Here is a 24,114-nt window from a genome sequence, read left to right on the forward strand (position 1 = left end):
CATTTGCCATGAACGGACGGTAACTTTCAAGCCGACTCACGTTCTGTTTTCACCGGAAGGCGGCGCGCCGCGCTATGGCGCGAGCTATCGGTACGACGCGTCGAGTCCGGTGCAGATTATCGGTATGAGCGGCAAGGTCGATCCGGCCCTGTGGCGCGAGCTGAGCGAGACCGAACGCAGGCAGATGCAGAGCGCCGCGCGGAGCCAGTGACCGCCTGTCGTCCCCATGTCACGGTGCACCGCGACATCGCGGTGCACCACCCATCTTCCCGCCGGGTTCCTGTGTGAGCCGCGCATTTGCGGCCTGACGGGCGGTGCTAGGACCGGTGTCGATACCATTGCCGGGAGGCGTTCACCACCTTCACGACGGCGAGCATGAGCGGCACCTCGATCAGAACACCCACGACGGTAGCCAGAGCAGCTCCGGACTTAAGGCCAAACAGGCTAATCGCTGTCGCCACTGCCAGTTCGAAGAAGTTCGAGGCAGCGATCAAGCAGGACGGCGCGGCAACCTCGTGCGCGACACCAAGCTTGCGGTTGGCCAGATAAGCCAGCGTAGCGTTGATGATGACCTGAATCAGGATGGGCACGGCGAGAAGCACGATAACGCCTGGCTGCTCAATGATTTGCTCACCTTGGAAGGCAAAGAGCAGCACCAGCGTAAGCAACAGCGCAGCAATGGAAAACGGACCAATCTTCGCGAGTGCGCGCTGGAAACCAGCGTCTCCATTTGCCAACAGCACCTTGCGAAGGTACTGCGCAATGATGACCGGGATGATGATGTAAAGCACCACCGATGTCAGAAGCGTGTCCCAGGGAACCGCAATGTTCGAGATGCCCAGCAGCAAGCCGACAACCGGCGCAAACGCGAAAACCATAATCACGTCGTTTAGCGCTACCTGCGAGAGCGTGAAATACGGGTCACCCTTCGTCAGTTGGCTCCATACGAACACCATGGCGGTACACGGCGCAGCGGCCAGAAGAATCAGGCCGGCAACGTAGCTGTCCAACTGGTCAGCAGGCAACATCGACGCGAACACGTGCCGCACGAACACCCAGGCGAGGAACGCCATCGTGAACGGTTTCACCGCCCAGTTGATGACGAGCGTGACGCCAATGCCCCTGACCTGACTGCGAACCTTGCCCAGCGAAGCAAAGTCGATTCGCAGGAGCATCGGGATAATCATCACCCAGATGAGGATGCCCACGGGCAGGTTGACGTGTGCGACCTCAAGTGCGGAAATCGACTGCACGGCACCTGGCATCAGTTTGCCGAGCCCGATACCTGCAACGATGCACAAGGCGACCCACACGGACAGGTATCGCTCAAAGAACCCGATACCCCCGGCGGGTTTCTCCGACGGCGTATCGACGGTTTGACTGTCCGACATCTTCACTCCCCTTTCTCGCGTAGCGACGTGCCGATGTTCTGCATTTCCTTCTGAACCGCCATACGGTCGAGCTTATCGAGCGACAGCCGGGTGAACAATTCGATGCGCTTTTTTAGTCGTACGAAGGTATCTAGAAAAGCCCGGCGCTTTTCCTCTTCGGTACCGTCGACCTGCGACGGGTCGGGCACACCCCAGTGCGCCTTGGCCGGATGACCGGGCCAAATCGGGCAGACCTCCCCGGCGGCGTCGTCACAAACGGTGACGATGAAGTCGATGCGCGGTGCGCCGTCGACCGCAAATTCGTCCCAGCTCTTGCTGCGCAGCCCTTCAACCGAGATCTCCCGCGAGCGCAGCAACTCGATGCCGAGCGGATTCGGTGCCGTCCCGGGATGGCTGCCAGCACTGTAGGCGGCGAATCTGTCGCCGGCCAGTGCGTTCAACGCGGCCTCTGCCAGAATCGAGCGCGCCGAGTTGTGCGTGCACAGGAAGAGGACGTTGTATTTGCGTTGTTCGGTCACGAAAATTCTCCGCTTGACGGGCATGGTCGAGTTAAATCGACATTTCCAATATAATAGAAATGTTGATGCCCGACAAGCGCCGTTCGGACAGCAGGGTATAGGGCTGACTGAACACCAGATCCCCAAGGTGGGATTGTGGGATACACGCCTCACAGGTGAGGAATGGCTGCTCACGCGCCACATCCATCTCGATAGGCTTAGAATAGTTGCTTAACCATTGCGACCAAGCACCATGAAGGAAAACGACGCAGTCAAAGCGCTTGCCGCCTTGGCGCAGCCCACCCGCCTCGCGGTTTTTCGCCTGCTCGTCACGGCCGCGCCGGACGGGCTCAGCGTTGGTGTGATTCAGGAAGCCCTCGGTCTCGCGAGCGCTACGTTGTCCTTCCATTTGAAGGAATTGACTCACTCCGGCCTTGTCACTGCGCGCCAGGAGGGGCGATTCATCTATTACGCACCGGCAATTGACCACATGAACAGTCTCATCGACTTCCTGACGGAGAATTGCTGTCAGGGTGCCGAGGCCTGCACGCCGAAGAAAGCGGTCAAGTGCAAACCGAAGACGGTTGCAGCCTGACCTCGCTGCCTGTCCCTACATCCCCCCATTCCCACATCCATTCAGGTACGAGCACGAACAAGATGGCCGCCTGATTTGCCAAGGCACGCCAGCGGAGCCCTTCGCCCGTGCCGGCCACCTTCGATGATTCACCTTCATCACCAGTTCGTCTCGCGCTCCGGCGTCGCCGTGATCTTATGGATCGAGAGATCGGCGCCGTAGTACTCCTGCTCGTCGTCCAGCCGCAATCCGCTCACGCGTTTGATGACCCCGTAGACGATGTAGCCGCCGGCAAAGGCGATCGCCACGCCCATCAGCGTGCCGGTCAACTGCGCGACGAAGCTCACGCCGCCCAGCCCGCCGAGCCACGTCTGACCGAAGATGCCCGCTGCCAGACCGCCCCAGACGCCGCACACGCCGTGAAGCGGCCACACGCCAAGGACGTCGTCGATGCGCAGCCGGTTCTGGGTCACGGTAAAGAGCCACACGAACAGGCCGCCCGCCATCGCCCCCACGACCAGCGCACCGAGCGGATGCATGACGTCCGAGCCGGCGCAGACTGCGACGAGGCCCGCCAGCGGGCCGTTGTGGATGAAGCCCGGATCGTCCTTGCCGACCCACATCGCCACCAGTGTGCCGCCGACCATCGCCATCAACGAGTTCACCGCCACCAACCCCGAAATGCCGCCCACACGCTGGGCGCTCATCACGTTAAAGCCGAACCAGCCGACGATCAGTATCCACGCGCCGAGCGCCAGAAACGGAATCGACGACGGTGGATGCGCGGCTACCTGACCCTGACCGTTATAGCGCCCGCGCCGCGCACCCAGATGCAGCACGGCGGCGAGTCCGATCCATCCGCCCACGGCATGTACGACCACCGACCCGGCGAAATCGTGGAACGGAGCACCGAGCGCTCGCGTGAGCCAGTCCTGAATGCCGAGATGCCCGTTCCACGCAATGCCTTCGAAGAACGGATAGATCACGCCCACGAGGAAGAACGTCGCCACCGACTGCGGGTGGAACCGGGCACGTTCCGCAATCCCGCCGGACACGATGGCCGGAATCGCCGCCGCAAACGTCAGCAGAAAAAAGAACTTGATCAGCGCATAACCGTTGTGCTCGGACAGCACGGCCGCACTCGACCAGAAATCGACGCCGTACGCGAGCGGATAACCGATGAAGAAGTACGCAAGTCCCGAGACGGCAAAGTCCGTCAGGATCTTGACCAGCGCATTGACCTGATTTTTCTTGCGGACGGTGCCTAGTTCGAGGAACGCAAAACCGGCGTGCATGGCCAGCACAAGGATCGCGCCGAGCAGCAGGAACAGCACGTCGCCGGGTGTATTGGAATTGGGCATGAATGTGCTCTTTTGGTGCAAACGTGAGGAGAGATGACCACATGCAAGACCGATGCCAGAGATCATCATCGCCTTGATTTGCATAGGAGTTTTACCTGTCGATCCATCTTTGCGTGGAGCATGTTGCACGTTCGTGGTGCTGCAACCAAGCGGCGTGGGTGATCCGCGTGCACGCAAGTGCGTGCATGTGCGCCGGGACAGCCATGTGCCCGGCGCCCGGACGGGCCGAAGCCATGGGGCGGCCGGGCAGGGATCGGGCCTGACAGGAATCGATAGGAATCGACAGCGATCGGCCTGGCTCACGCGGTGCATCCCACGAATGTGCGGTATAGAATCAGGCGTTCATCGGCATGCGCATCATCACGAATCCATCACTGAGGAAAACCATGATTTTTGAAATCGCCCAGATCGAAGTGAAGCCCGGCAAGGAAGCCGAATTCGAACAAGGTGTCGTCAAGGCGGCGCCGCTGTTCAAGGGCTCGAAGGGCTGCCACGGCATGCGTCTGCTCAAGTCCATCGAGCAGCCGGCACACTACAGTCTTGTCGTGACCTGGGAAACGCTCGAAGATCACACCGTGCACTTCCGCAATTCGGATGCCTTCCAGCAATGGCGCGCGCTGGTAAGCGAGTGCTTCGCGGCACCGCCGAATGTCGGTCACGTGACGGAAGCTTTGATCGGCTTCTGAACATGGCGCGCATCGCGTGCGCGCGGATCTCGGTTGAATCAATAGGCGGCGACGGGACGAGCCTCCCTCGCCGCTTCTGTTTTGTGCGACGGGAAATAAGGGTTAACACGATATCAGTTACGAAAAGTTTTCAGATAACATGCAAACCAGAAAAGCACGAGACTCCGTAAGCGCATGACGACCAGGCCCAAGACCCTGACCGAACAGGTCGCGCAACAGTTGCTCGACGCGATCCGGCAGGGCGTCTATCCCGTCGGCACGAAGTTGCCGACCGGCAAGCAGCTTGCCGAAACGTACGGTGTGAGTTCCGCGGTGATTCGCGAGGTCACCGAACGCCTGCGCGCGCAGGGAATGATCGACAGCCGGCAGGGCGCGGGGGTAACGGTGAAGGCACGCACGCCGCAAAGCGGCTTTCAGGTGCCGGTCGGACAGGACGCGGCAGATCTCGCCAGCGTCTACGAACTTCGTCTGGATCTGGAGAGCACCGCCGCCGCACTGGCCGCCGTGCGCCACACGGACGAAGACATCCGGCGACTCGAAGACATTCTGGCCGGGCTCGAAACGAACCTGTATCACCCCGAGAACGGTGTCGAGTTCGACACCGCTTTTCACGCCGCCATTGCGCGCGCCACGCACAACCGCTATTACGCGGACTTGCTGCAATACCTGAACCTGCAAATCCGGCAGGTCGTGCAGGCCGCACGTACGAATACGTTGCGCCATGAAGGTCTGGCGGCGCAGGTGCATCAGGAGCACGTCGCCGTCTTCAATGCGATCAAGGCGCGCGATCCGCTGCTTGCCAAGGCGGCGGCACTCTCGCATCTGCTGCGCGCGTCGGCCCGGCTCGGGCTGACCTTGCCCGGACGCGACATCATCACCGGCGCCATTGCGCCGACGCGTGCCTGACATCCCACCCCGTTTCCCCGACGTCCCCGACGCGTACCGCCATGACCCTCACTGCTTTCGCTCAACGTCTCATCGATGCCGTCGGCGCCGACAGCGTTCTCACTTGCGCAGACGACATTGCGCCCTGGCTCGCCGACTGGCGCGGCATGTATCGCGGCTGCGCGCAGGCCGTCGTGCGTCCGCGCTCGACGGAGGATGTCGCGCGGATCCTCGCGCTGTGCCAGAGCACCGCCACGCCCGTCGTGCCGCGCGGCGGCAACACGGGGCTGTGCGGCGGCGCCACGCCCGACAAGTCGGCGCACAACGTGGTGTTGAGCCTCGATCGCATGAACGCCGTGCGCAGTCTGGACACCATCGCCAACACGCTGGTGGCCGAAGCCGGCTGCATTCTCGAAGACCTGCAACGTACGGCGCGTGACGCGAACCGCCTGCTGCCGCTCAGTCTGGCGGCCGAGGGTTCGTGTCAACTCGGTGGCAATCTCGCCACGAACGCCGGCGGCGTGAACGTCGTGCGCTATGGCATGACGCGCGAACTCGTGCTGGGAGTGGAAGCCGTGCTGCCGAACGGCGAGATCCTCCACGGCCTGCGTACACTGCGCAAGGACAATACCGGTTACGACCTCAAGCAGTTGCTCATCGGCTCGGAGGGCACGCTGGGCGTCATCACGGCGGCGGCGCTGCGCCTGTATGCGCCCACGCCGGTGCGCCAGGTCGTGATTGCGGCGGTCACGTCGCCGCGTCAGGCGCTGGAACTCTACGAACTGCTGTTCGCCGAGTGCGGCCCGCGCATGCAGGCATTCGAATTCTTCACGGGCGAGTGCGTCGATCTGGTCATGGCCCATGTGCCCGGCGTACGCGCGCCGTTCGGCGAGCGTCATCCCGGTTACGTGCTGGTCGAACTGGCCGATACGGCCGACGAGCAGGCGCTGGGGGCGTTGCTCGAACGCGTGATCGAGACGGCTATCGAGCGCGATCTGTGTGCGGACGCCGTGGTGTCGTCCACGCTGGCCCAGGTCGAGGAGATGTGGAAGCTTCGAGAGGAAATTTCCGAGGCGCAACGTGCCGACGGTCCGCATCTGAAGCACGACATCTCGCTGCCGATCGAATCGATTCCGGCGTTCATGACGAGCGCCGAAGCGCGCGTACGAGGCGTGTGTCCGCAGGTGCGCCCATTCATCTTCGGCCATTTCGGCGACGGCAATCTGCACTACAACCTGTCGCGTCCGGCAGGCGCGCCGGCCGATTTCATGGCCCGGCAGGGCGAAGCGATCACGGCCGAAGTGCTCGACGAAGTGGCGCGTTTCGGCGGCAGCATCAGCGCCGAGCATGGCATTGGTCAACTCAAGCGGGACTACTTCGTAAAGTACAAGTCACCGCTGGAGTTGCGTCTGATGCGCGAGATCAAGGCCGTGTTCGACCCGGCCGGCATCATGAACCCTGGGAAACTGATCTAACTGAGGAGTCGACATGTCCGCAAGTTCCACCTCTGGCGCGCCGCTGTGTCTCGGGCCGCTGCCGGAGATCGATCCGCCCACGTTCGACGTGCCGTTCGGCGCTGTCGACACGCATGCTCACGTGGTCGCCGCCAGCGAGGCCTACCCGATGGTGCCCGAGCGCAGCTATACGCCGCCGCCCGCGCCTGAGGACAAATACCTCGCGATGCTCGACGCCACGGGCATGACCTACGGCGTGCTGGTGCAAATCAGCGTGTACGGCACAGACAACCGCTACATGCTCGAGACGCTGCGCCGTCACCCGGATCGGCTGCGCGGCATTGCCGTCGTATCGCCAGATGTGACCGACGCGCAACTCGAAGCGATGCACGCGGCGGGCGTTCGGGGGCTGCGCATCAACGTTCTGTTCGGCGGCGGCATCGGCTTTGCCGCAATGGAAACGCTCGCACATCGCATCAAGGATCTGGGCTGGCACATGCAGTTTCTGATGGACGTGAATACCTTGCCCGAATTGATGCCGCGCATGACGTCGTTGCCCGTGCCGGGCATCGTCGATCACATGGGGCACACGCCCGTAGCGCAAGGACTCGATTCGCCGGGCTTCTCCGCGCTTCGCTCGCTCGTGCGCGATCACGGCTACTGGGTCAAGCTCTCGGGCGCCTATCGCATCAGCGAACGGTTTCCGGCGTTCGACGATGTCACGCCGTTCGCACAGGCGCTGATCGAAGACGCTCCCGATCGCATGGTGTGGGGCAGCGACTGGCCGCATGTCTCGCTCACGCGCATGCCGAACACCGGCGCGCTGCGCAATCTGCTGCCGCAGTGGGCGCCGGACGCCGATATGCGCCGCCGCATTCTGGTGGACAACCCGGCGCGCCTGTATGGGTTCTGAATTTCACCCGATCCGGGCGCGTCGCGCGCTCTCGTAGTTCCAGAGGTACAGGAGGAGACAAGATGAATTGGTATCGCCAGATGAACAAGACCGAGCGGCATACGTTTGTCGCCGCGTTCGGCGGATGGGCGCTGGATGCGCTCGATTTCATGGTGTTCACGTTTGTGATTTCGACACTGATCACCGTGTTCAGCATCGACAAGGGACAGGCCGGCATGCTGGCGACCGTGACGCTGCTGTTCTCCGCTATCGGTGGGTGGCTTGCGGGGGTGCTGGCCGACCGCTTCGGGCGTGTGCGCATCCTTCAGGTCACGATTTTGTGGTTCTCCGTGTGCACGGTGCTCATCGGCTTCGCGCAGAACTTCGAGCAGATTTTCATCCTCCGGGCGCTGCAAGGACTGGGCTTCGGCGGTGAGTGGGCCGTCGGTTCGGTGCTCATGGGGGAGATCGTGCGCACCGAGTATCGCGGACGCGCCGTGGGCACGGTGCAAAGCGGCTGGGCCATCGGCTGGGCGGTGGCGGCGCTGTGCTACACGGCGTCGTTCTCGCTCCTGCCCGAAGCCTATGCCTGGCGCGTGCTGTTCTGGATCGGCGTGATTCCGGCGCTGTTCGTGCTCTTCATCCGAAAGAACGTGCCGGAGCCGGAACTGTTCGAACGCACGCGCAAACGCGAGGAGTCCGCAGCGAAACGCACGTCGGCATGGGCGATTTTCTCGCCCTCGCTCATCAAGACCACCGCACTCGCGGCGCTGCTGTGCACGGGCGTGCAGGGCGGGTACTATGCCGTGACGACCTGGCTGCCAACGTTCCTGAAGACGGAGCGGCACCTGTCGGTGATCGGCACCGGCGGCTACCTGCTCGTCATCATTCTGGGATCGTTCATCGGCTACCTGACGGGCGCGTATCTGACAGACCGTCTGGGACGCCGCGCGAACCTGCTGGTTTTCGCCGTGCTCTCGGGGGCGAGCATCTACGTGTACACGCAGATCCAGTTGAGCAACGATCAGATGCTGATCCTCGGCTTCCCGTTGGGCTTCGCGGCTTCGGGCATTTTCAGCGGCATGGGGGCGTACCTCACGGAGCTGTTTCCCTCGGCGGTGCGTGCGAACGCGCAGGGCTTCGCGTATAACTTCGGACGCGGCATCGGAGCCCTGTTCCCGAGTCTGGTCGGCTATCTGGCCAAGACGAGTGGCCTGGGCACCGCGATCGGCATGTTTGCCGGCGGCGCCTATCTCGTTGTCTTGGTTACCGCTTTCATGTTGCCCGAGACGAAAGGGCGGGAAATCGAGTAAGGTCGCAAGCCGGTTCGTATATTCGAGGGCGGCGCATGCCGGAGTGACGGCAGGCCGCCCGGTTTTTTGAGTCAAGGAGTTCCGCATGAAGATCCTGGTACCGGTCAAACGGGTGGTGGATTACAACGTAAAGGTTCGCGTGAAGAGCGATGGCACGGGTGTGGACATTGCGAACGTGAAGATGTCGATGAATCCGTTCGACGAAATCGCGGTGGAAGAGGCGGTGCGGCTCAAGGAGGCGGGCATTGCGACGGAAGTGATCGCGGTGTCGGCGGGTGTGGCGCAGTCGCAGGAGACGCTGCGCACGGCGCTGGCAATCGGGGCGGATCGCGCGATCCTCATCGAGTCGGACGACGAGTTGCAGCCGCTGGCGGTGGCCAAGCTGCTCAAGGCCATTGTCGAGAAGGAGCAGCCGCAACTGGTGATTCTTGGCAAACAGGCCATCGACGACGATTCGAATCAAACCGGTCAGATGCTCGCGGCGCTGGCGAAGCTGCCGCAGGCGACGTTCGCCTCGAAGGTGACGATTGCCGGCAACCGTGCGCAGGTCACGCGCGAGGTGGACGGCGGTCTGGAGACCGTGTCGCTGTCGCTGCCGGCGGTGATCACGACGGATCTGCGTCTGAACGAGCCGCGTTACGTGACGCTGCCCAACATCATGAAGGCGAAGAAGAAGCCGCTGGAGAGCGTCAAGCCTGCGGATCTGGGCGTTGACGTGAGCCCGCGCCTGAAGACGCTGAAGGTGGCCGAGCCGCCCAAGCGCAGCGCGGGTGTGAAGGTGGCGGACGTGGCAACGCTCGTCGAAAAGCTCAAGACCGAAGCGAAGGTCATTTAAGGGAGACGGCGAGATGAGCATTCTTGTCATTGCGGAACACGACAACCAGGCCCTCAAGGCGGCGACCCTCAATACGGTGACGGCGGCGCTGCAATGCGGCGAGGACGTGCACGTGCTGGTCGCGGGCAGCAACGCGAAGGAAGCGGCGCAAGCGGCGGCGCAAATTGCCGGTGTGAAGAAGGTGCTGCTGGCCGAGGCGGCTTACTTCGGGGAAGGCCTCGCGGAGAACATTGCCGACGAGGTGGTGTCGATTGCGGGCGCTTACTCGCACATCCTCGCGCCGGCCACGGCGTACGGCAAGAACATCGCGCCGCGCGTGGCGGCGCTGCTGGACGTGGCGCAGATCTCGGACATCACGAAGGTCGAGAGCGCGGACACGTTCGAGCGTCCGATCTACGCGGGCAACGCGATTGCCACGGTGCAAAGCTCGGACAAGGTGAAGGTCATCACGGTGCGCTCGACGGGTTTCGATCCGGCAGCGGCCACGGGCGGCAGTGCGGCGGTGGAAAGTGTGGCGGCCACGCCGGACGCGGGGGTGTCGCAGTTCGTGGGCCGTGAGGTGACGAAGCTCGACCGTCCGGAGCTGACCTCGGCGAAGATCATCGTCTCGGGCGGGCGGGGACTGGGCAGCGGCGAGAACTACACGAAGGTGCTCGAGCCGCTGGCGGACAAGCTGGGCGCGGCGCTGGGCGCATCGCGTGCGGCGGTCGATGCGGGTTACGTGCCGAACGACTATCAGGTCGGGCAGACGGGCAAGATCGTGGCGCCGCAACTGTACGTGGCGGTGGGGATCTCGGGTGCGATCCAGCACCTGGCTGGGATGAAGGATTCGAAGGTGATCGTGGCGATCAACAAGGATCCGGAAGCGCCGATCTTCTCGGTGGCGGACTACGGCCTGGTGGGCGATCTGTTCACGGTCGTGCCGGAACTCACGGGCGCGCTGTAAGCGTGCCGAAGCGGTAACGACACCGCAAGGCAGCAAGGCTGCGGGAGCCGATCCCGCAGCCGATTCGTATGGGGAGGCGGCTGGCAACGGTGCGCGTCCTCATCCGAATCGGGCATTCTCGAATGGCAAACGGGGAATAGCGATGGACAAAGTCGATTGCGTCGTGATCGGCGCGGGCGTGGTGGGACTGGCCGTTGCGCGAACGATGGCGATGGCAGGGCGTGAAGTGGTGGTGCTGGAGTCCGAGCGCGCCATCGGCACCGGTACGAGTTCGCGCAACAGCGAAGTCATTCACGGTGGCATCTACTATCCGCCGGGCTCGCTCAAAGCGAAGCTTTGTGTCGAGGGCAAACACCGTCTGTATGCGTTTTGCGAGACGCATGGCGTGGAGCATCGCCGGTGCGGCAAGTTGATCGTTGCGACCACGGATCATCAGCTCGCCCAGCTTGAGGCTATCGCTGCCAACGCACGTGCGAGCGGCGTCGATGATCTTCAATGGCTCAGTGCCGCCGAGGTTAGGCGACGCGAACCGGATTTGCACACGTTTGGTGCGTTGCTATCGCCGTCGACGGGCATCGTGGACAGTCACGGGCTCATGCTTGCGTTGCAGGGCGATGCGGAGAACGCCGGCGCCATGCTCGCGTTCGACGCGCGCGTCACGGGCGCCCATGTTGGCGGCAGTGGCGGCATCGAACTGCACGTCGAGACGCAGGGCGTCACCTCCATGCTGCTCGCCAACACCGTGATCAATAGCGCAGGCCTTCATGCCGTCGACATCGCACGCCGGTTCGAGGGGCTGCCGTCCGAACACATTCCGCCACGGTATTTCGCGAAGGGCAGCTACTTCTCGTGCGCGCAGCGTGCGCCGTTCACGCACCTCATCTATCCGGTGCCCGAGCCGGGCGGGCTGGGGGTGCATCTGACGCTCGATCTGGGCGGGCAGGCGCGGTTCGGTCCGAACGTCCAGTGGATCGACGAGATCGATTACACGGTCGATCCATCCGACGCCGACGGTTTCTACGCGGCAGTGCGGCGGTACTGGCCGGCGCTCGCGCACGGGGCATTGCAACCGGGCTATGCGGGAATCAGGCCGAAGATCAGCGCTCCGGGCGAGCCGGCGGCCGATTTTCGTATCGATGGACCAGCGGTGCATGGCGTGGCGGGACTCGTGAACCTGTTCGGTATCGAGTCGCCCGGCCTGACGGCGTCGCTGGCGATTGCGGAGGCGGTGAGCGCAGCGCTTTCCTGACGCGACACATCAAGCATGGCGCGAGTTGCGACTGGCGAATATGGCGAGATGGACCGCCCGGTCACATCTCGCGCATGGACGTTCTGCAAACGGCTATCCGGCTAACCCCGCAATACCCCCCGAGAGGGCGCGGACCGGCGTGCGGGCCGGGGGCATCAACGCACAGCGACCGGCGGCTTCCACGAAGCCGGGTTCGTCCAGAACACACCACGCAGGCGATCGGTGTCGCCGCACGGCGTGCTGCGGGCCGGTTTGCTGATCTGGCCTGCACAGGCGCTGATATCGCGGCCCGATTGTTGCAGGCGTTTCAGGATCGTATCGAGCATGCCCGATTCGCGCCATTCATTCAGTTTGCGACGGCAGGTCGGCACGGAAGGGTACTGCATGGGCAGTTTGGACCAGCTCTCACCGGTGAACAGCACCCACAAGACAGCATTGGTCAGCGTGCGCTGCTCGACTTGAGGGCGGCCGCGTCGTTCCGTACGGACCGGACGGTCGCAAATCAGATCACGCAGGGCGTGCCATTCAACGTCGCTCAGTTCATTAAACATAACACCTCGACCCAAAACAAACGGAGGCGCCGCAGGGGGCGAGTCCGGGTTTCGCGATCCGGCACGTCCGGTGCAATCTGGTGCGTGCTTATCGTCAAAACTCGGCCAAGGCGGCGTCGATCCCCGATGCTGGAAATACAAGCAACAAGCATGCCAGGACATCGGGTTCTCTTTTGAAGAACGCCGCGCTCGGGTCGAACCACACTGCGAAGGGAGCGTTTGACCAGCAAAAAAACGCCCACTTGGCAGGTGGGCGCAGCTCCTGAGTGGCAATTGGGATAGGCAATCGCAAAAGCGTCAGGAGAAAAGGAATACGTGCCTTTGGGTCTGTCCGGATCGTTTGTTTTTCTCGGATCAAACCACGGTGTCTCGCTCCACATGCGCCAGCTTGTCAAGCTTGCAGGCGCAATAATGACAAAAACCGCAAGTCGACGCGCTTCGGAATTACCCCCATTGCGGTGCATGGGTGGCGCCGCAGGCGAAGTGGCCCCGAATGGCGCAAAGCCAATGGGGGCCTGCCCTACATGGGTGCCCGCCTGCGCCCCGATAGGGCAACGTGACACGAGAACGGGCGCAACCTGTCGCAACCGGATCGCCCCGCGCGGCGCAACCCGGTCTCACCTGATGAGAAAGTGGCCCGGTAGCGTCGTGGTCTTCCGTCATGGCCGTGCGGCAGGACCGTAGCCTATAATGTGCGCCTTCCATGAATATCGTCTATCGGCTGCGCGGAACCGCCGCACACCGGTCGGCGCCTCAGTGCGCAAACGGCATGAGCAACGACAGCGATAACAAATACTCGGTCCCGGGCCTGGAGCGCGGCCTGCGCATTCTGATGACGTTCTCGGCGCGTGAGCCGGTACTCGCGGGCGCGGATCTGGCGCGGCGTCTGGATATTCCACGCTCAACGGTTTTCCGCCTGCTGCAAACGCTGGAAGCGGAGGGCTTCATCGAGAAGGCGGGCGATGACCGTCATTACCGGCTCGGCGTGGCCGTGCTGCGGCTGGGTTTCGAGTATCTCAACTCCCTCGAACTGACCGATCTGGGAACACCGGTCATCGAAAAGCTGCGCGATGCGACAGGCTTTTCCAGCCACATCCTGATCCTCGATCAGCGCGACGCCGTGTTCGTCGCCAAGGCCGCGAGCCGCGAACTGGTCTTCGGGACGGTACGGGTCGGCACACGTCTGCCTGCGCATGCGACAGCCGTCGGCCACATTCTGCTCGGCGATTACTCGTTGCCGTCGCTCAAGCAGCTTTACCCGGAGCGCAAGCTGGAAGCCTATACGGCCCATACGCCGACCACGGTCGAGGCGCTGTATCGCATCGTGCAGGAAGATGTCGCACGCGGCTACAGCATGAGTCAGGCGTTCTTCGAGCAGAACATTTCCACGATCGCCGCCCCGGTGCGCAACCATCGAGGACAGATCGCAGCCGTCATCAGCGTGACCATCCCTCAGGCCCGTGTCGAAGCCGACTTGCTCGAAAACGGTATCGTCGAAAAGGTGGTCTCGGCCGCCGACGAACTTTCCCACAAGCTGAACTACCGCGCCGAACGGGCAGGGGTCTCGGGCTGAGGCCCGGCATGCGCTTTTACGCAACCCCGCACAGACCAGCCAGAGCACCTCGCGCTGGCGCGGCGTGATCGATGCGAGCCACCGCATCAGCGTGATGTCGCCGCCCGTCGGCTCGCCGGCCTGGTGTCCATCTCCATGCGCGATGCCCCGTGGCGCCTCGACCGGTCCCTCACTGTGATCGTCCCTCGATGACAGATAGCGCTCGCCGCGCATCGGCGTCTGAAGCTCACCTATTTCCTTTCCTGCCTGCGTTGCGCCATGTGCGCGCCCCGTTCGGCGTCGCTATGCACGTCCGAGCCGTCTCGCAATTTTTTCCGCAGACGCGCGACAGCTTTCTCTTTAGCATCTGCGCAACATCAATAAATGCTTACTTATTTTCTGCTTGTCTCGCTGGAATCACTTCGCCATAATTGTCTCACCTATTAATCGTTGATTCATAGGTGAGACAATAACGATGCATCGGCCGGGACGTCGCACTGAATATCGACAGTGCCGGTACAGGGCGCAGACGGCCCTCGAAGCGTCAGGAAGTGAAACAGGAGTGGATGGTGAAGAGACGCAGTATCGGCGCAGCCTGCCTTCTGGTATGCGCTGGCGCGGCACATGCCGCAGGGGACTCGTTGCAGATTTACGGCACGGTCGACGACGGCCTCACTTACGTGAGCAATCAGGGTGGGGGACGTCTGTTCAAGATGGACGCCGGTATCGGTCAGCCCGATCGTTTCGGCCTCAAGGGACGCGAGGATCTGGGCGGTGGCCTTGCCGCGGTGTTTCAGCTGGAGCAGGGCTTCAATACGAGTTCGGGTGCACTGATCAACAGCGGCGTGGAGTGGAATCGGCAGGCGTGGGTCGGTCTGGCGAGCGATCGCTTCGGTACGGTGTCCATCGGGCATCAGACGGACTTCATGCAAGATGTCTCGATTCGCTATTCGAACGGATTTTGGCAGCACAATCTGTATGCCTATCACCCGGGCAACCTCGACAATCTGGCGAACTCGTCGCAGATCGACAACGCGGTGAAGTGGAACAGCACGAGCTTTCACGGGGTGACCGGCGGTCTGATGTATGGCTTCGCCGGAGCAAACGCGCTCGGGCGCACGGTCGGCGGCTACCTGAAGTACGACAATGGGCCGCTGTCGGTCGCCGCGACATACGTCAGCATCAACAAGCGGACGTTCGATTTCGCGTCGCGCTTCGGCGTCACGTCGATCTTCGGGCAGTCGGGGCTTTCGGCGACGAACGTATTCAGGTCGGACGCCGTCGACAACACCGGCATTGGCGCTTCGTACCGCATCTCGTCGCGCTGGAATGTCCACGCGCTCTATACCCGCAGCGAAGTTCGCGCGCCGGGCGGTTCGGGCAATATGTTCAACTACGACGTCGGCATGGAGTATCGCGTGACGGAGGCGAACGCGCTGACGCTGGGCTATTCCTATTCGTCGTTCAATCACACCCACTACAACCAGATCGAAGCGGGCGATCTTTTTTCGTTCTCGAAACGCACGCAATTGCAGGCGCAGGTGACGTACATCGCTGCCACGGGCAACAACCCGGCGGCGTCGTATCCGATCGGAGCGTCGAGCAATCACGATCAGATGTTGCTGCGCGTCGGGATGTATCACAGCTTCTAACTCGCGATGTCGTCGGGGCGGTCCGGTGCCGCCACGACGACGCCGGTGATGGCAGGTTCGCGGCGGCGCATACGAACGCCCCCGCACATTACGAGATTCAATATGTCAGTTTCTCTGCCCCCGTCGTCCACGCAGCGCCCGTCGAAGGTGCGCTACTGGATGCTTTTTCTGGTCTTCGTCGGCACGGTCATCAATTATGTCGACCGCGCCAATCTCTCGGTTGCCGCCCCGATGCTCAAGCAGGAGTTCGGCCTCGGCCCGGTCGAACTCGGCTTCATCTTTTCCGCTTACGCGTGGACGTACGTGATCGCCAATATTCCCGGCGGCTGGGTCATCGACCGTTTCGGCACGCGCGCCATCTACGGCGTGGCCATTCTCAGTTGGTCGGTGCTGACGTTCATGCAGGGATTCACATCGCGCTTCGCAACGCTCTTTGGCATGCGCCTGGGCGTGGGTGTCGCGGAAGCGCCGACTTTTCCGGTGAACAATCGTGTGGTCTCCATCTGGTTCGCGCAACGCGAGCGGGGTGTGGCCACGAGTGTCTATCTCGTGGGGCAATACATCGGCATGGCCGCGCTCACGCCGGTGCTGTTCTGGATTGCCCATACCTGGGGCTGGCGTGAAATTTTCTACGCGACCGGGTTGTTGGGCATCGTGTGGGCTGGCGTGTGGTTCCTCGGCTATCGAGATCCGGACAAGTGTTCGTGGGTGAATGCCGCCGAGCTTGCGCATATTCGCAGCGGCGGGGCGCTCGTCGAGGTCAAGTCGCCGCAAGGCGCCGCCGACGCGGCGTCGCAGAAATTCCCGTGGCGCAAACTGATGGTGCTGTTCCGCAACCGCCAGATCATCGCCATCTGCGTGGGTAAGTTTGCGTCGCTCTCGTCGCTGTACTTCTTCCTGACCTGGTTCCCGACGTATCTGATCTCCGAGCGTCACATGACGGTGCTCAAGGCTGGCGGCATGACGTCGGTGCCGTTCGTGGCGGCGTCCATCGGTGTGGTTTGCGGAGGCTTGCTCTCCGACTGGCTGCTGCGCCGCGGTGTTGCGGTCGGTACGGCACGCAAGACGCCGATCGTCACGGGTCTTCTGCTGGTGCCGACGATGTCGCTCACGGTCCTGACCGACGCCAACTGGCTCGTGATCGCCATCATGTCGTTCGCGTTCTTCGCTCAGGGCGTGGCATCGGCGTCGTGGTCGCTCGTCGCGGATATTGCCCCCCGGGGCATGGTCGGTATCACCGGCGGTGCGGTGAACTTCGCCGGGAATCTCTCGGGCATCATCACGCCGATTGCTATCGGCTTCATCGTGAAAGCGACGGGCTCGTTCGGCTGGGCGCTGGGCCTCATCAGCATTTTCGCCATCGCGGGCGTGCTGTGCTACTTGCTGCTGCTCGGCGAGGTGAAGCGCATCGAACTGGACGACGACGAGCGCGGCGGGCGCCACGTGGTCGGGACCAAGGCACGTACCATTTGACACGTTCGACACGTTCGACATGTTCGACATGTTCGACTGCGCGGTTGCCGTGCGTCAGGCCTCCACGGCCTGACGGCGGTAATCGCCGGGACGCGCGCCCGTCCATTTGCGGAAGGCCCGGAAGAAAGCGCTCGGATCCGCGAAGCCGAGCGAGAGCGCAATCTCCAGCATCGGCTTGGACGTGTGGCACAACGCGTGAATCGCGAGGTCGCGTCGCAGTTGGTCCTTGATCGACTGGTACGACTGGCCTTCGTCCTCTAGCCGACGGCGCAACGTCGAGGGTGTCGTATGGAATTCCTCCGCCAGCGCTTCGAACGCTGGCCAGCTATCCGTCGGCAGGGTCTTCAGCCGCCGCCGTACGCGCGCCACCATTCCCTTGGTGTTCTTGTATTTGAGAATGATGTTGCCGGGGGCCGCTCGCAGGAAGTCCTTCACACTCACCTCGTTTTGCACGACCGGCAGATCCAGACATGCCGCGTCGAACGCGATGGCCGTATGCGCGGCATTGAATACCAGGCGCGCCGAATACATCGTCCGGTATTCGTCGCTATAGACCGGTTCGTCGAAGGCGAAATAAGCGGTACTCAATGTGACGCGGCGGGCGATCAGCCAGCAGGTCAGCGCGTAGAAAAGGATCAACAGCGTTTCGTGCCCGAAGATGCGCGGCGCCTGAGCGTCCGCTCGCTCATGGATTTCGAGCCGGGCGAGCGCGCCGTCGCGCACGAGATGCATCTCCAGATCGTCGAGCAACAATCCGAAGAAACGCGAGGCGCGCTGCAACGCCTGCTCCAGCGTGCGGCAGGTAACGACGCTGTAACAGAGCATCGCAAAGCTGCCGACCTTCATACGACGCGAATCCTGACCGAAGAATTCGTCGTCCAGCGCGTGGCTGATGAGTTGCCACAGACGCGCATATCGATCGGCCGATACGCGACCTTGCGGATGCATCAGCAGCGATGGCGCAATGTCGGCAGCGCGCAACAATGCTGCCGGGTCGCCGCCGAGTCGCTCGACGTGCGCCAATGCGTTGATGACGAAATGTATCGAAATGCTGCCTTTTTCCATGCGTCGCGAATCGGAACCAGCGGAGTGCCGTAGCAAGGGAACGCAGGAATTCTAGCAGTGCGGTCCCTGACGGCGCTTCCGGTGCCATCCGAAAATCGGATCGGATGGTTCCGAATTCGCGTGTCTTGCGTGTTTCGTTTGTCACGTTGCCCAAAAAAGTGATGCTGGCAGTGCCATTCGCGACGCGATGCCGATACGGTGGACGGGATTACTTCGGTGCCATGCGCAATGCCCCGTCGAGGCGAATCACTTCGCCGTTGATCATGGTGTTCTCCACGATATGACGGACCAGTGCGGCATATTCGGACGGACGTCCAAGGCGAGGCGGGAACGGGACCGAGGCTCCCAGCGCTGCCTGAACTTCCGGGGTCATGCCTGCCATCATCGGTGTCTCGAAAATGCCGGGGGCAATCGTTACGACGCGCACGCCCACGCGGGCCAACTCGCGCGCCGCCGGCAACGTCAGGGCGGCAACGCCCCCCTTCGACGCCGCGTAGGCGGCCTGACCTATCTGCCCGTCGAACGCCGCAACGGACGCGGTGTTCACAACCACGCCGCGCTCGCCTTCGGCGTCGGCTGTGCCCTCCGCCATGGCAGACGCCGCAATGCGCAGCACATTGAACGTGCCGATCAGATTCACATTGACGATTCGCGCAAAGCTATCGAGCCGATGCGGACCCTGTTTGCCGAGAATACGTTCCCCGATCACGAGGCCGGCGCAATTGACGACACCGTTAAGCGCGCCAAATGCGTGCTTCGCGGTCTCGACCAGGCGCTGAACGTCGTCTTCGCGGGTGATGTCGGTAGCGACGAAGCGAGCGGCGGCACCCAGGGCGTCCGCCTGTTTCGCGCCCGCCTCGGCGTTGATGTCGCCGAGTACGACCCTGGCGCCCGCGTCGACGAACATGCGAGCGGTTGCGGCGCCGAGGCCGGACGAGGCGCCGGTAACGAGAAAGACACGGTCCTTGATTTGCATGATCTGCCTATTCCGAAAGAGTCCCGAAAGAGTCGACAAATGGTGTTCAGGCCACGTTGGCCGACGCTTGCGCAGCCTTCGCGATTTCCTGGTTGCGCAGAATGAAACGCTGGAGTTTTCCGCTCGGCGTCTTGGGCAGTTCCGTGACGAATTCCACTTCGCGCGGATAGGCATGCGTCGACAAACGGCGCCGCACGTGTTCTTGCAATTCGCAGGCGAGTGCATCGGACGGCGCGTATTGCGCGTGCAGTACCACGAACGCCTTCACCAGCTCCGTGCGCTCCGGATCCGGCTTGCCCACGACGGCCGTCTCGATCACTGCCGGATGTTCGATCAGGGCGCTCTCGACATCGAATGGGCCGATGCGATAGCCCGACGATGTGATCACGTCGTCGTTGCGTCCGACGAAACTGATGCTCCCGTCGGCGTTGCGCTCCACGGTGTCGCCGGACAGGTAATAGTCGCCCACGAACGCGGGCGTTTCGCGCTCCCAGTAGCCACCGAACCACATCAGCGGCGAGCGCTTGCGATCCAGTGCGAGCACGCCCGGCACCCCCACGGGACACTCCCGGCCTTCGTCGTCGAGTACGACGACGCGATGCCCCGGCGACGCAAAGCCCGCGGCCCCGGCCTGCACCGGGTGGGCGAGCGCATGGTGATTGCATACGACCATGCCGAGTTCCGTCTGCCCGTAATGGTCGTGGATGGTCACGCCCAGGTGCTCCGAGAACCAGCGAATGACTTCGGGGTTGAGCGGTTCGCCGGCGCTCGACACGGCCCGCAGGCGCCCCTTTACCGGCGCTGCGGCCTTCTCGCCCCCTGCAATTAACAGGCGGAATGCCGTGGGCGAACCGGCAAGATTGGTGATGCCGAGCTTGCGGATGATGCGATAGGTGCTCTCGACGTTGAAAGGACCGTCGTAGAAGGTTGTGGGAACGCCCATGGCGAGCGGTCCCGTGACCGCGTAATAGAGCCCGTAGGCCCAGCCCGGATCGGCAATGTTCCAGAAGGTGTCATGCGGCGTGAGATCGACGGCGTCGCGCATGTAACCGACGAAGGCCATGATGGCGCGCAGCGGCACCATGACCGGTTTGGCGGCGCCCGTCGTGCCCGAGGTGAACATCATCATGAAAGGATCGTCGCCGCGACGCATGACCGGTGCGAATTCCGCGTCATGCTGCTCCACCTCATGCCAGAAACTGAAGTCACCGCGTTGCACGCCTTGCCCCTTCGGCGCACTGACGGTCACTACAGGCGGGCAGTTCGTCACTTCGTCGAGCTTCACGCGGTTCGTCGCGTCGGTCACTACGAGCTTGCTCTGCGCGCTGTGCAAACGGTGCTCGATCGCCTTCGGTCCGAACGCGGTGAAGAGCGGCTGATAGACCGCGCCGGCCCGCCACGTGCCGAGAATCGTCACGAGCAATTCCGGGGTGCGCGGCAACAGGCCGCTGACACGGTCGCCAGGCTGCACCCCCTGCTCGCGCAGAAAGTTGGCGAAGCGTGCGCTGAGCGTTTGCAGTTGCCTGAACGTCAACGTCTGGCTCGTGCCGTCCTTTCCTTCCCAGAAAAGCGCGATGCGCCCGGGGAGGGCGTGACGGTCGCAACACTCGACGCAGGCATTCATTGCGTCAAGGTTGCCGTCCAGCGTGGCGCGTACCGTGGCGTCCAGATCGAACGCCGCGTAGGCCTGGGCATAGTCCGCGGTCATGGGCTGTCTCCTGTTGTGAAATCCATCCTAATGCGCGGCGCTTACGACAGGCAATGTCCAAACGGGTCAGAGTGCGTGAGGGATTTATCCACTCCGCAAATAGGGGGTTGCGCGGTGCAGCAATGCTGCCGCGGGCGTTGCGGTGCAATGGCGGCCGGGGGCAATCGGCCGCGGCAAGGGTTTGTCCTGATCGGAATTCGGAGGATTCCGATGGCAATTTCCCTCATCCAATTTGCCGTTTTTGGCTATGGTGCCAAGACGCCGCGATCCCTACACTGGAGCCCATCGACATGGCGCAGGAGGCCGACATGGATTTCTTTACCGAAGACCAACGCATGATTCGCGACATGGCGCGCGCTTTTTCCCGCGAGCAACTCGCACCGAACGCCTCGCAGTGGGACAAGGACTGCGCGCTGCCCGACGCCATGGTCGCGCAGATGGGCGAACTGGGATTGCTCGGCATGATGGTGCCCGAGCAATACGGCGGCTCGTACACGGACTACACCGCATATGCTCTCGCGATGGAGGAGATCGCGGCCGGTTGCGCATCGACGGCCACCATGATGTCCGTTCACAACTCTGTCGGATGTGCGCCGATCCTGAAATTCGGTACGGATGCGCAACGCGGGCACTGGCTGCCGGATCTGGCGGCGGGCCGGAAGATCGGCGCGTTCTGTCTGACCGAGCCGCAGGCGGGCTCCGAGGCGAGTAATCTGAAAACGCGGGCCGAGCGCCGGGGCGGCAAGTGGGTGCTCAACGGCAGCAAGCAATTCGTGACGAACGGCAAACGCGCGGCGGTCGCCATCGTGTTTGCCGTGACGGACCCCGCTGCCGGCAAGCGCGGCATTTCGGCGTTCATCGTGCCCACGGACACCCCGGGGTTCGAAGTCGGGCCTCCCGAGCACAAGCTGGGTATCCGCGCGTCGGACACGTGTCCGATTACGCTCGTCGACTGTGAGCTCGGCGACGACGCCATGCTCGGCGAACCGGGGCAGGGACTGAAGATCGCGCTGTCGAACCTGGAGGGCGGGCGCATCGGCATTGCGGCGCTCGCGCTCGGCGTGGCGCGTGCGGCATTCGAAGCGGCGTTGCAATATGCGAACGAGCGACAGCAATTCGGCAAGCCGATTCGTGAGCATCAAAGCGTCGCGAACATGCTCGCCGACATGACGACACGGATCAATGCGGCGCGCTTTCTCATTCTTCACGCAGCGGCGTTGCGCACGCAGGGATTGCCGTGCCTGTCGGAGGCGTCGCAGGCGAAGCTCTTCGCGTCCGAACTGGCCGAGTGGGTGTGCACCCATGCGATCCAGATTCACGGGGGGTACGGTTATCTCGAAGATTATCCGGTCGAGCGCTACTACCGCGATGCACGCATCACGCAGATCTACGAAGGCACCAGCGAGATCCAGCGTCAGGTCATCGCGCGTGCACTCGATTGAACGCCAGTCGCATCTCTCGTTTCTCCCCTCTCGTTTTCGCATCAGGAGAAAGGCCAGTGAACTTGCACGACAGCGCGCGCGAAACGCAGGACGAAGTGTTGTTCGAGGTGACGAACGGCTTCGGTGTGATCACGCTCAACCGGCCGAAAGCGCTTAACGCGATAACGCACGGGATGGTGCGGGCCATGTGGCAACAACTCGGTGCATGGGCCGAGGATCCTGCGGTGCTGGCCGTGCTGATCGAGGGCGCGGGCGAAAAGGCATTTTGCGCCGGCGGCGACGTTCGGGCGCTGTACGAAAGCCGGGTGAATCATGCCGATCGCCATCAGGCGTTCTTCATCGACGAATATCGGCTCGACTATTTGATTCACCGATATCCGAAGCCGTATATCGCGCTGATGGATGGCATCGTGATGGGCGGGGGGATGGGCGTGGCGCAGGGGGCGGCGCTGCGCATCGTGACGGACCGCACGCGTCTGGCCATGCCCGAGACCGGCATCGGGCTGTTCCCGGATGTCGGTGCCAGCTGGTTCCTTGGGCACCTCGCGCCCACGCTCGCGCGCTATCTTGGTCTTTGTGGCACAACGATCACCGCCGCCGATGCGCTGTACTGTGGTCTGGCAGATGTCTGGCTCGACGGCGAGGGCTGCGCGCGATTGCGTGAGATGCTGCGTCGGTTCGACTGGTGCGAGGTGACGGCTGAGGCGGTGGCTGGGGCAGCGGGCGAGACCAGCGCAACAAGGGATGCGAGGGATGTAAGGGACGTGAGGGAAGCGAGCAATGCGATGCGCCGGAACGATCGCAATCGCGTTATCGACGCCACGCGTGTGCTCGATGCCCTGCGCGCTGCGATTCTGCCGCTTGGCCGGACGTCGACGGACGCGGCGCCGCTGGCCGGTGTCAGGGCCACGCTCGACAAACATTTCAGCGCGCTGGATGTGCCGGGTATCGTGGCGTCACTACGCGCAGACACGGACGACCCGTGGGCCGCCGAGACCCTCGCCCTGCTGCAACAGCGCTCGCCACTCAGTCTGTGCGTGACCGACCGGCAGTTGCAGAAGGGGCGACGCCTCGATCTGGCCGACGCGTTCCGCATGGAACTGGTGCTGGGCCATCACGCATTTGCGTCGGGCGATTTCGTCGAAGGCGTTCGCGCGCTGCTGATCGACAAGGACAAACAGCCGCGCTGGCGCTATCGCACGCTCGCCGACGTTCCCGTTGCGCAAGTCGATGCGTTCTTCGTCTCGCCGTGGGCCGAAGGGGCGCATCCGCTCGAAGCCTTGGGCAGCGGCGGGCGGTAGCGGCGGCATGGGCCGTCGGGCACGAACAGGCACGGCGAGACCGGCGAAGCATCGGCGCATCGATGCTTCGAGGCATCGGGGCACGACGGCACCACGGCACCACGGCATCGGGGCATCGGGGCATCGGGGCATCACGGCATTACGGCATCACGGCACCACGGCCCCACGGCCCCACGGCATCACGGCATCACGGCATCACGGCACCACGGCACCACGGCATCACGGCACCACGGCACCACGGCACCACGGCATCAAGACAGCCCGGCATTCAAGGCATCAAGGCATCGTCACGTGTGGCAACGCCTGTGACG

General features: G+C 63.0%; 21 protein-coding genes. 14 read left to right on the forward strand and 7 right to left on the reverse strand.

Annotation, left to right across the window (positions count from 1 at the left end; translation table 11 throughout):
* Positions 1–317: 317 nt before the first annotated feature.
* Entirely contained in the window at positions 318–1,391 is a 1,074-nt protein-coding gene (gene arsB / locus AB870_RS06700) for an ACR3 family arsenite efflux transporter (RefSeq protein ID WP_047907416.1), read from the reverse strand.
* A gap of 2 nt (positions 1,392–1,393) precedes the next feature.
* Positions 1,394–1,909, reverse strand: coding sequence for an arsenate reductase ArsC (locus AB870_RS06705; protein WP_047908894.1), 516 nt, complete (start codon positions 1,907–1,909; stop codon positions 1,394–1,396).
* A 232-nt stretch (positions 1,910–2,141) separates the two neighbouring features.
* On the opposite strand from AB870_RS06705, the gene AB870_RS06710 reads away from it, so the two are divergent.
* Entirely contained in the window at positions 2,142–2,483 is a 342-nt protein-coding gene (locus AB870_RS06710) for an ArsR/SmtB family transcription factor (RefSeq protein ID WP_047907417.1), read from the forward strand.
* A 137-nt stretch (positions 2,484–2,620) separates the two neighbouring features.
* Here AB870_RS06710 and AB870_RS06715 read toward each other — a convergent pair whose 3' ends face one another.
* Positions 2,621–3,823, reverse strand: a complete 1,203-nt coding sequence (locus tag AB870_RS06715; RefSeq protein ID WP_047908895.1) for an ammonium transporter — start codon at positions 3,821–3,823, stop codon at positions 2,621–2,623.
* Between the two features lie 386 nt (positions 3,824–4,209).
* On the opposite strand from AB870_RS06715, the gene AB870_RS06720 reads away from it, so the two are divergent.
* The 8 genes from AB870_RS06720 (at position 4,210) to AB870_RS06755 (ending at position 12,083) form a co-directional block, all read left to right on the forward strand.
* Complete coding sequence (locus tag AB870_RS06720; protein ID WP_047908896.1) at positions 4,210–4,509, forward strand: antibiotic biosynthesis monooxygenase family protein; 300 nt, start codon at positions 4,210–4,212, stop codon at positions 4,507–4,509.
* 174 nt (positions 4,510–4,683) lie between these two features.
* Positions 4,684–5,415, forward strand: coding sequence for a FadR/GntR family transcriptional regulator (locus tag AB870_RS06725; RefSeq protein WP_047907418.1), 732 nt, complete (start codon positions 4,684–4,686; stop codon positions 5,413–5,415).
* A 41-nt stretch (positions 5,416–5,456) separates the two neighbouring features.
* Positions 5,457–6,869, forward strand: a complete 1,413-nt coding sequence (locus tag AB870_RS06730; RefSeq protein WP_047907419.1) for an FAD-binding oxidoreductase — start codon at positions 5,457–5,459, stop codon at positions 6,867–6,869.
* Between the two features lie 13 nt (positions 6,870–6,882).
* Positions 6,883–7,761, forward strand: coding sequence for an amidohydrolase family protein (locus AB870_RS06735; RefSeq protein WP_047907420.1), 879 nt, complete (start codon positions 6,883–6,885; stop codon positions 7,759–7,761).
* Positions 7,762–7,823: 62 nt separating this feature from the next.
* Positions 7,824–9,053: an MFS transporter gene (locus AB870_RS06740; protein ID WP_047907421.1), complete on the forward strand. Its 1,230-nt coding sequence runs from the start codon at positions 7,824–7,826 to the stop codon at positions 9,051–9,053.
* Positions 9,054–9,138: 85 nt separating this feature from the next.
* Positions 9,139–9,888, forward strand: coding sequence for an electron transfer flavoprotein subunit beta/FixA family protein (locus AB870_RS06745; protein ID WP_047907422.1), 750 nt, complete (start codon positions 9,139–9,141; stop codon positions 9,886–9,888).
* 13 nt (positions 9,889–9,901) lie between these two features.
* Entirely contained in the window at positions 9,902–10,834 is a 933-nt protein-coding gene (locus tag AB870_RS06750) for an electron transfer flavoprotein subunit alpha/FixB family protein (protein ID WP_047907310.1), read from the forward strand.
* Between the two features lie 142 nt (positions 10,835–10,976).
* On the forward strand, positions 10,977–12,083 hold the full coding sequence (locus tag AB870_RS06755) for an NAD(P)/FAD-dependent oxidoreductase (RefSeq protein WP_047907423.1): 1,107 nt from the start codon (positions 10,977–10,979) through the stop codon (positions 12,081–12,083).
* Positions 12,084–12,238: 155 nt separating this feature from the next.
* Here the strand turns inward: AB870_RS06755 and AB870_RS06760 are convergent, their stop codons facing one another.
* Positions 12,239–12,634, reverse strand: coding sequence for a transposase (locus AB870_RS06760; protein WP_039399697.1), 396 nt, complete (start codon positions 12,632–12,634; stop codon positions 12,239–12,241).
* 769 nt (positions 12,635–13,403) lie between these two features.
* On the opposite strand from AB870_RS06760, the gene AB870_RS06765 reads away from it, so the two are divergent.
* From AB870_RS06765 to AB870_RS06775, 3 genes are all read left to right on the forward strand, one after another.
* A complete protein-coding gene (locus AB870_RS06765) occupies positions 13,404–14,207 on the forward strand; it encodes an IclR family transcriptional regulator (protein ID WP_047908897.1) in 804 nt (267 codons plus the stop codon).
* Positions 14,208–14,752: 545 nt separating this feature from the next.
* Positions 14,753–15,838 (forward strand): porin, encoded by a 1,086-nt coding sequence (locus AB870_RS06770; protein WP_047907424.1) that lies wholly within the window; start codon positions 14,753–14,755, stop codon positions 15,836–15,838.
* Positions 15,839–15,940: 102 nt separating this feature from the next.
* Positions 15,941–17,311 (forward strand): MFS transporter, encoded by a 1,371-nt coding sequence (locus tag AB870_RS06775; RefSeq protein ID WP_053059602.1) that lies wholly within the window; start codon positions 15,941–15,943, stop codon positions 17,309–17,311.
* 54 nt (positions 17,312–17,365) lie between these two features.
* Here AB870_RS06775 and AB870_RS06780 read toward each other — a convergent pair whose 3' ends face one another.
* The 3 genes from AB870_RS06780 to AB870_RS06790 form a co-directional block, all read right to left on the reverse strand.
* Complete coding sequence (locus tag AB870_RS06780; protein WP_047907425.1) at positions 17,366–18,376, reverse strand: AraC family transcriptional regulator; 1,011 nt, start codon at positions 18,374–18,376, stop codon at positions 17,366–17,368.
* Between the two features lie 208 nt (positions 18,377–18,584).
* Positions 18,585–19,352 (reverse strand): SDR family NAD(P)-dependent oxidoreductase, encoded by a 768-nt coding sequence (locus AB870_RS06785; RefSeq protein ID WP_047907426.1) that lies wholly within the window; start codon positions 19,350–19,352, stop codon positions 18,585–18,587.
* Between the two features lie 46 nt (positions 19,353–19,398).
* Positions 19,399–21,060, reverse strand: coding sequence for an acyl-CoA synthetase (locus AB870_RS06790; RefSeq protein WP_047907427.1), 1,662 nt, complete (start codon positions 21,058–21,060; stop codon positions 19,399–19,401).
* A gap of 308 nt (positions 21,061–21,368) precedes the next feature.
* On the opposite strand from AB870_RS06790, the gene AB870_RS06795 reads away from it, so the two are divergent.
* Both AB870_RS06795 and AB870_RS06800 read left to right on the forward strand, forming a co-directional pair.
* Complete coding sequence (locus AB870_RS06795) at positions 21,369–22,502, forward strand: acyl-CoA dehydrogenase family protein (protein WP_047908899.1); 1,134 nt, start codon at positions 21,369–21,371, stop codon at positions 22,500–22,502.
* A 56-nt stretch (positions 22,503–22,558) separates the two neighbouring features.
* Entirely contained in the window at positions 22,559–23,803 is a 1,245-nt protein-coding gene (locus tag AB870_RS06800; RefSeq protein ID WP_047907428.1) for an enoyl-CoA hydratase/isomerase family protein, read from the forward strand.
* Positions 23,804–24,114 lie beyond the last annotated feature (311 nt).

The organism is Pandoraea faecigallinarum, assembly GCF_001029105.3.
Taxonomy (GTDB): Bacteria; Pseudomonadota; Gammaproteobacteria; order Burkholderiales; family Burkholderiaceae; genus Pandoraea; species Pandoraea faecigallinarum.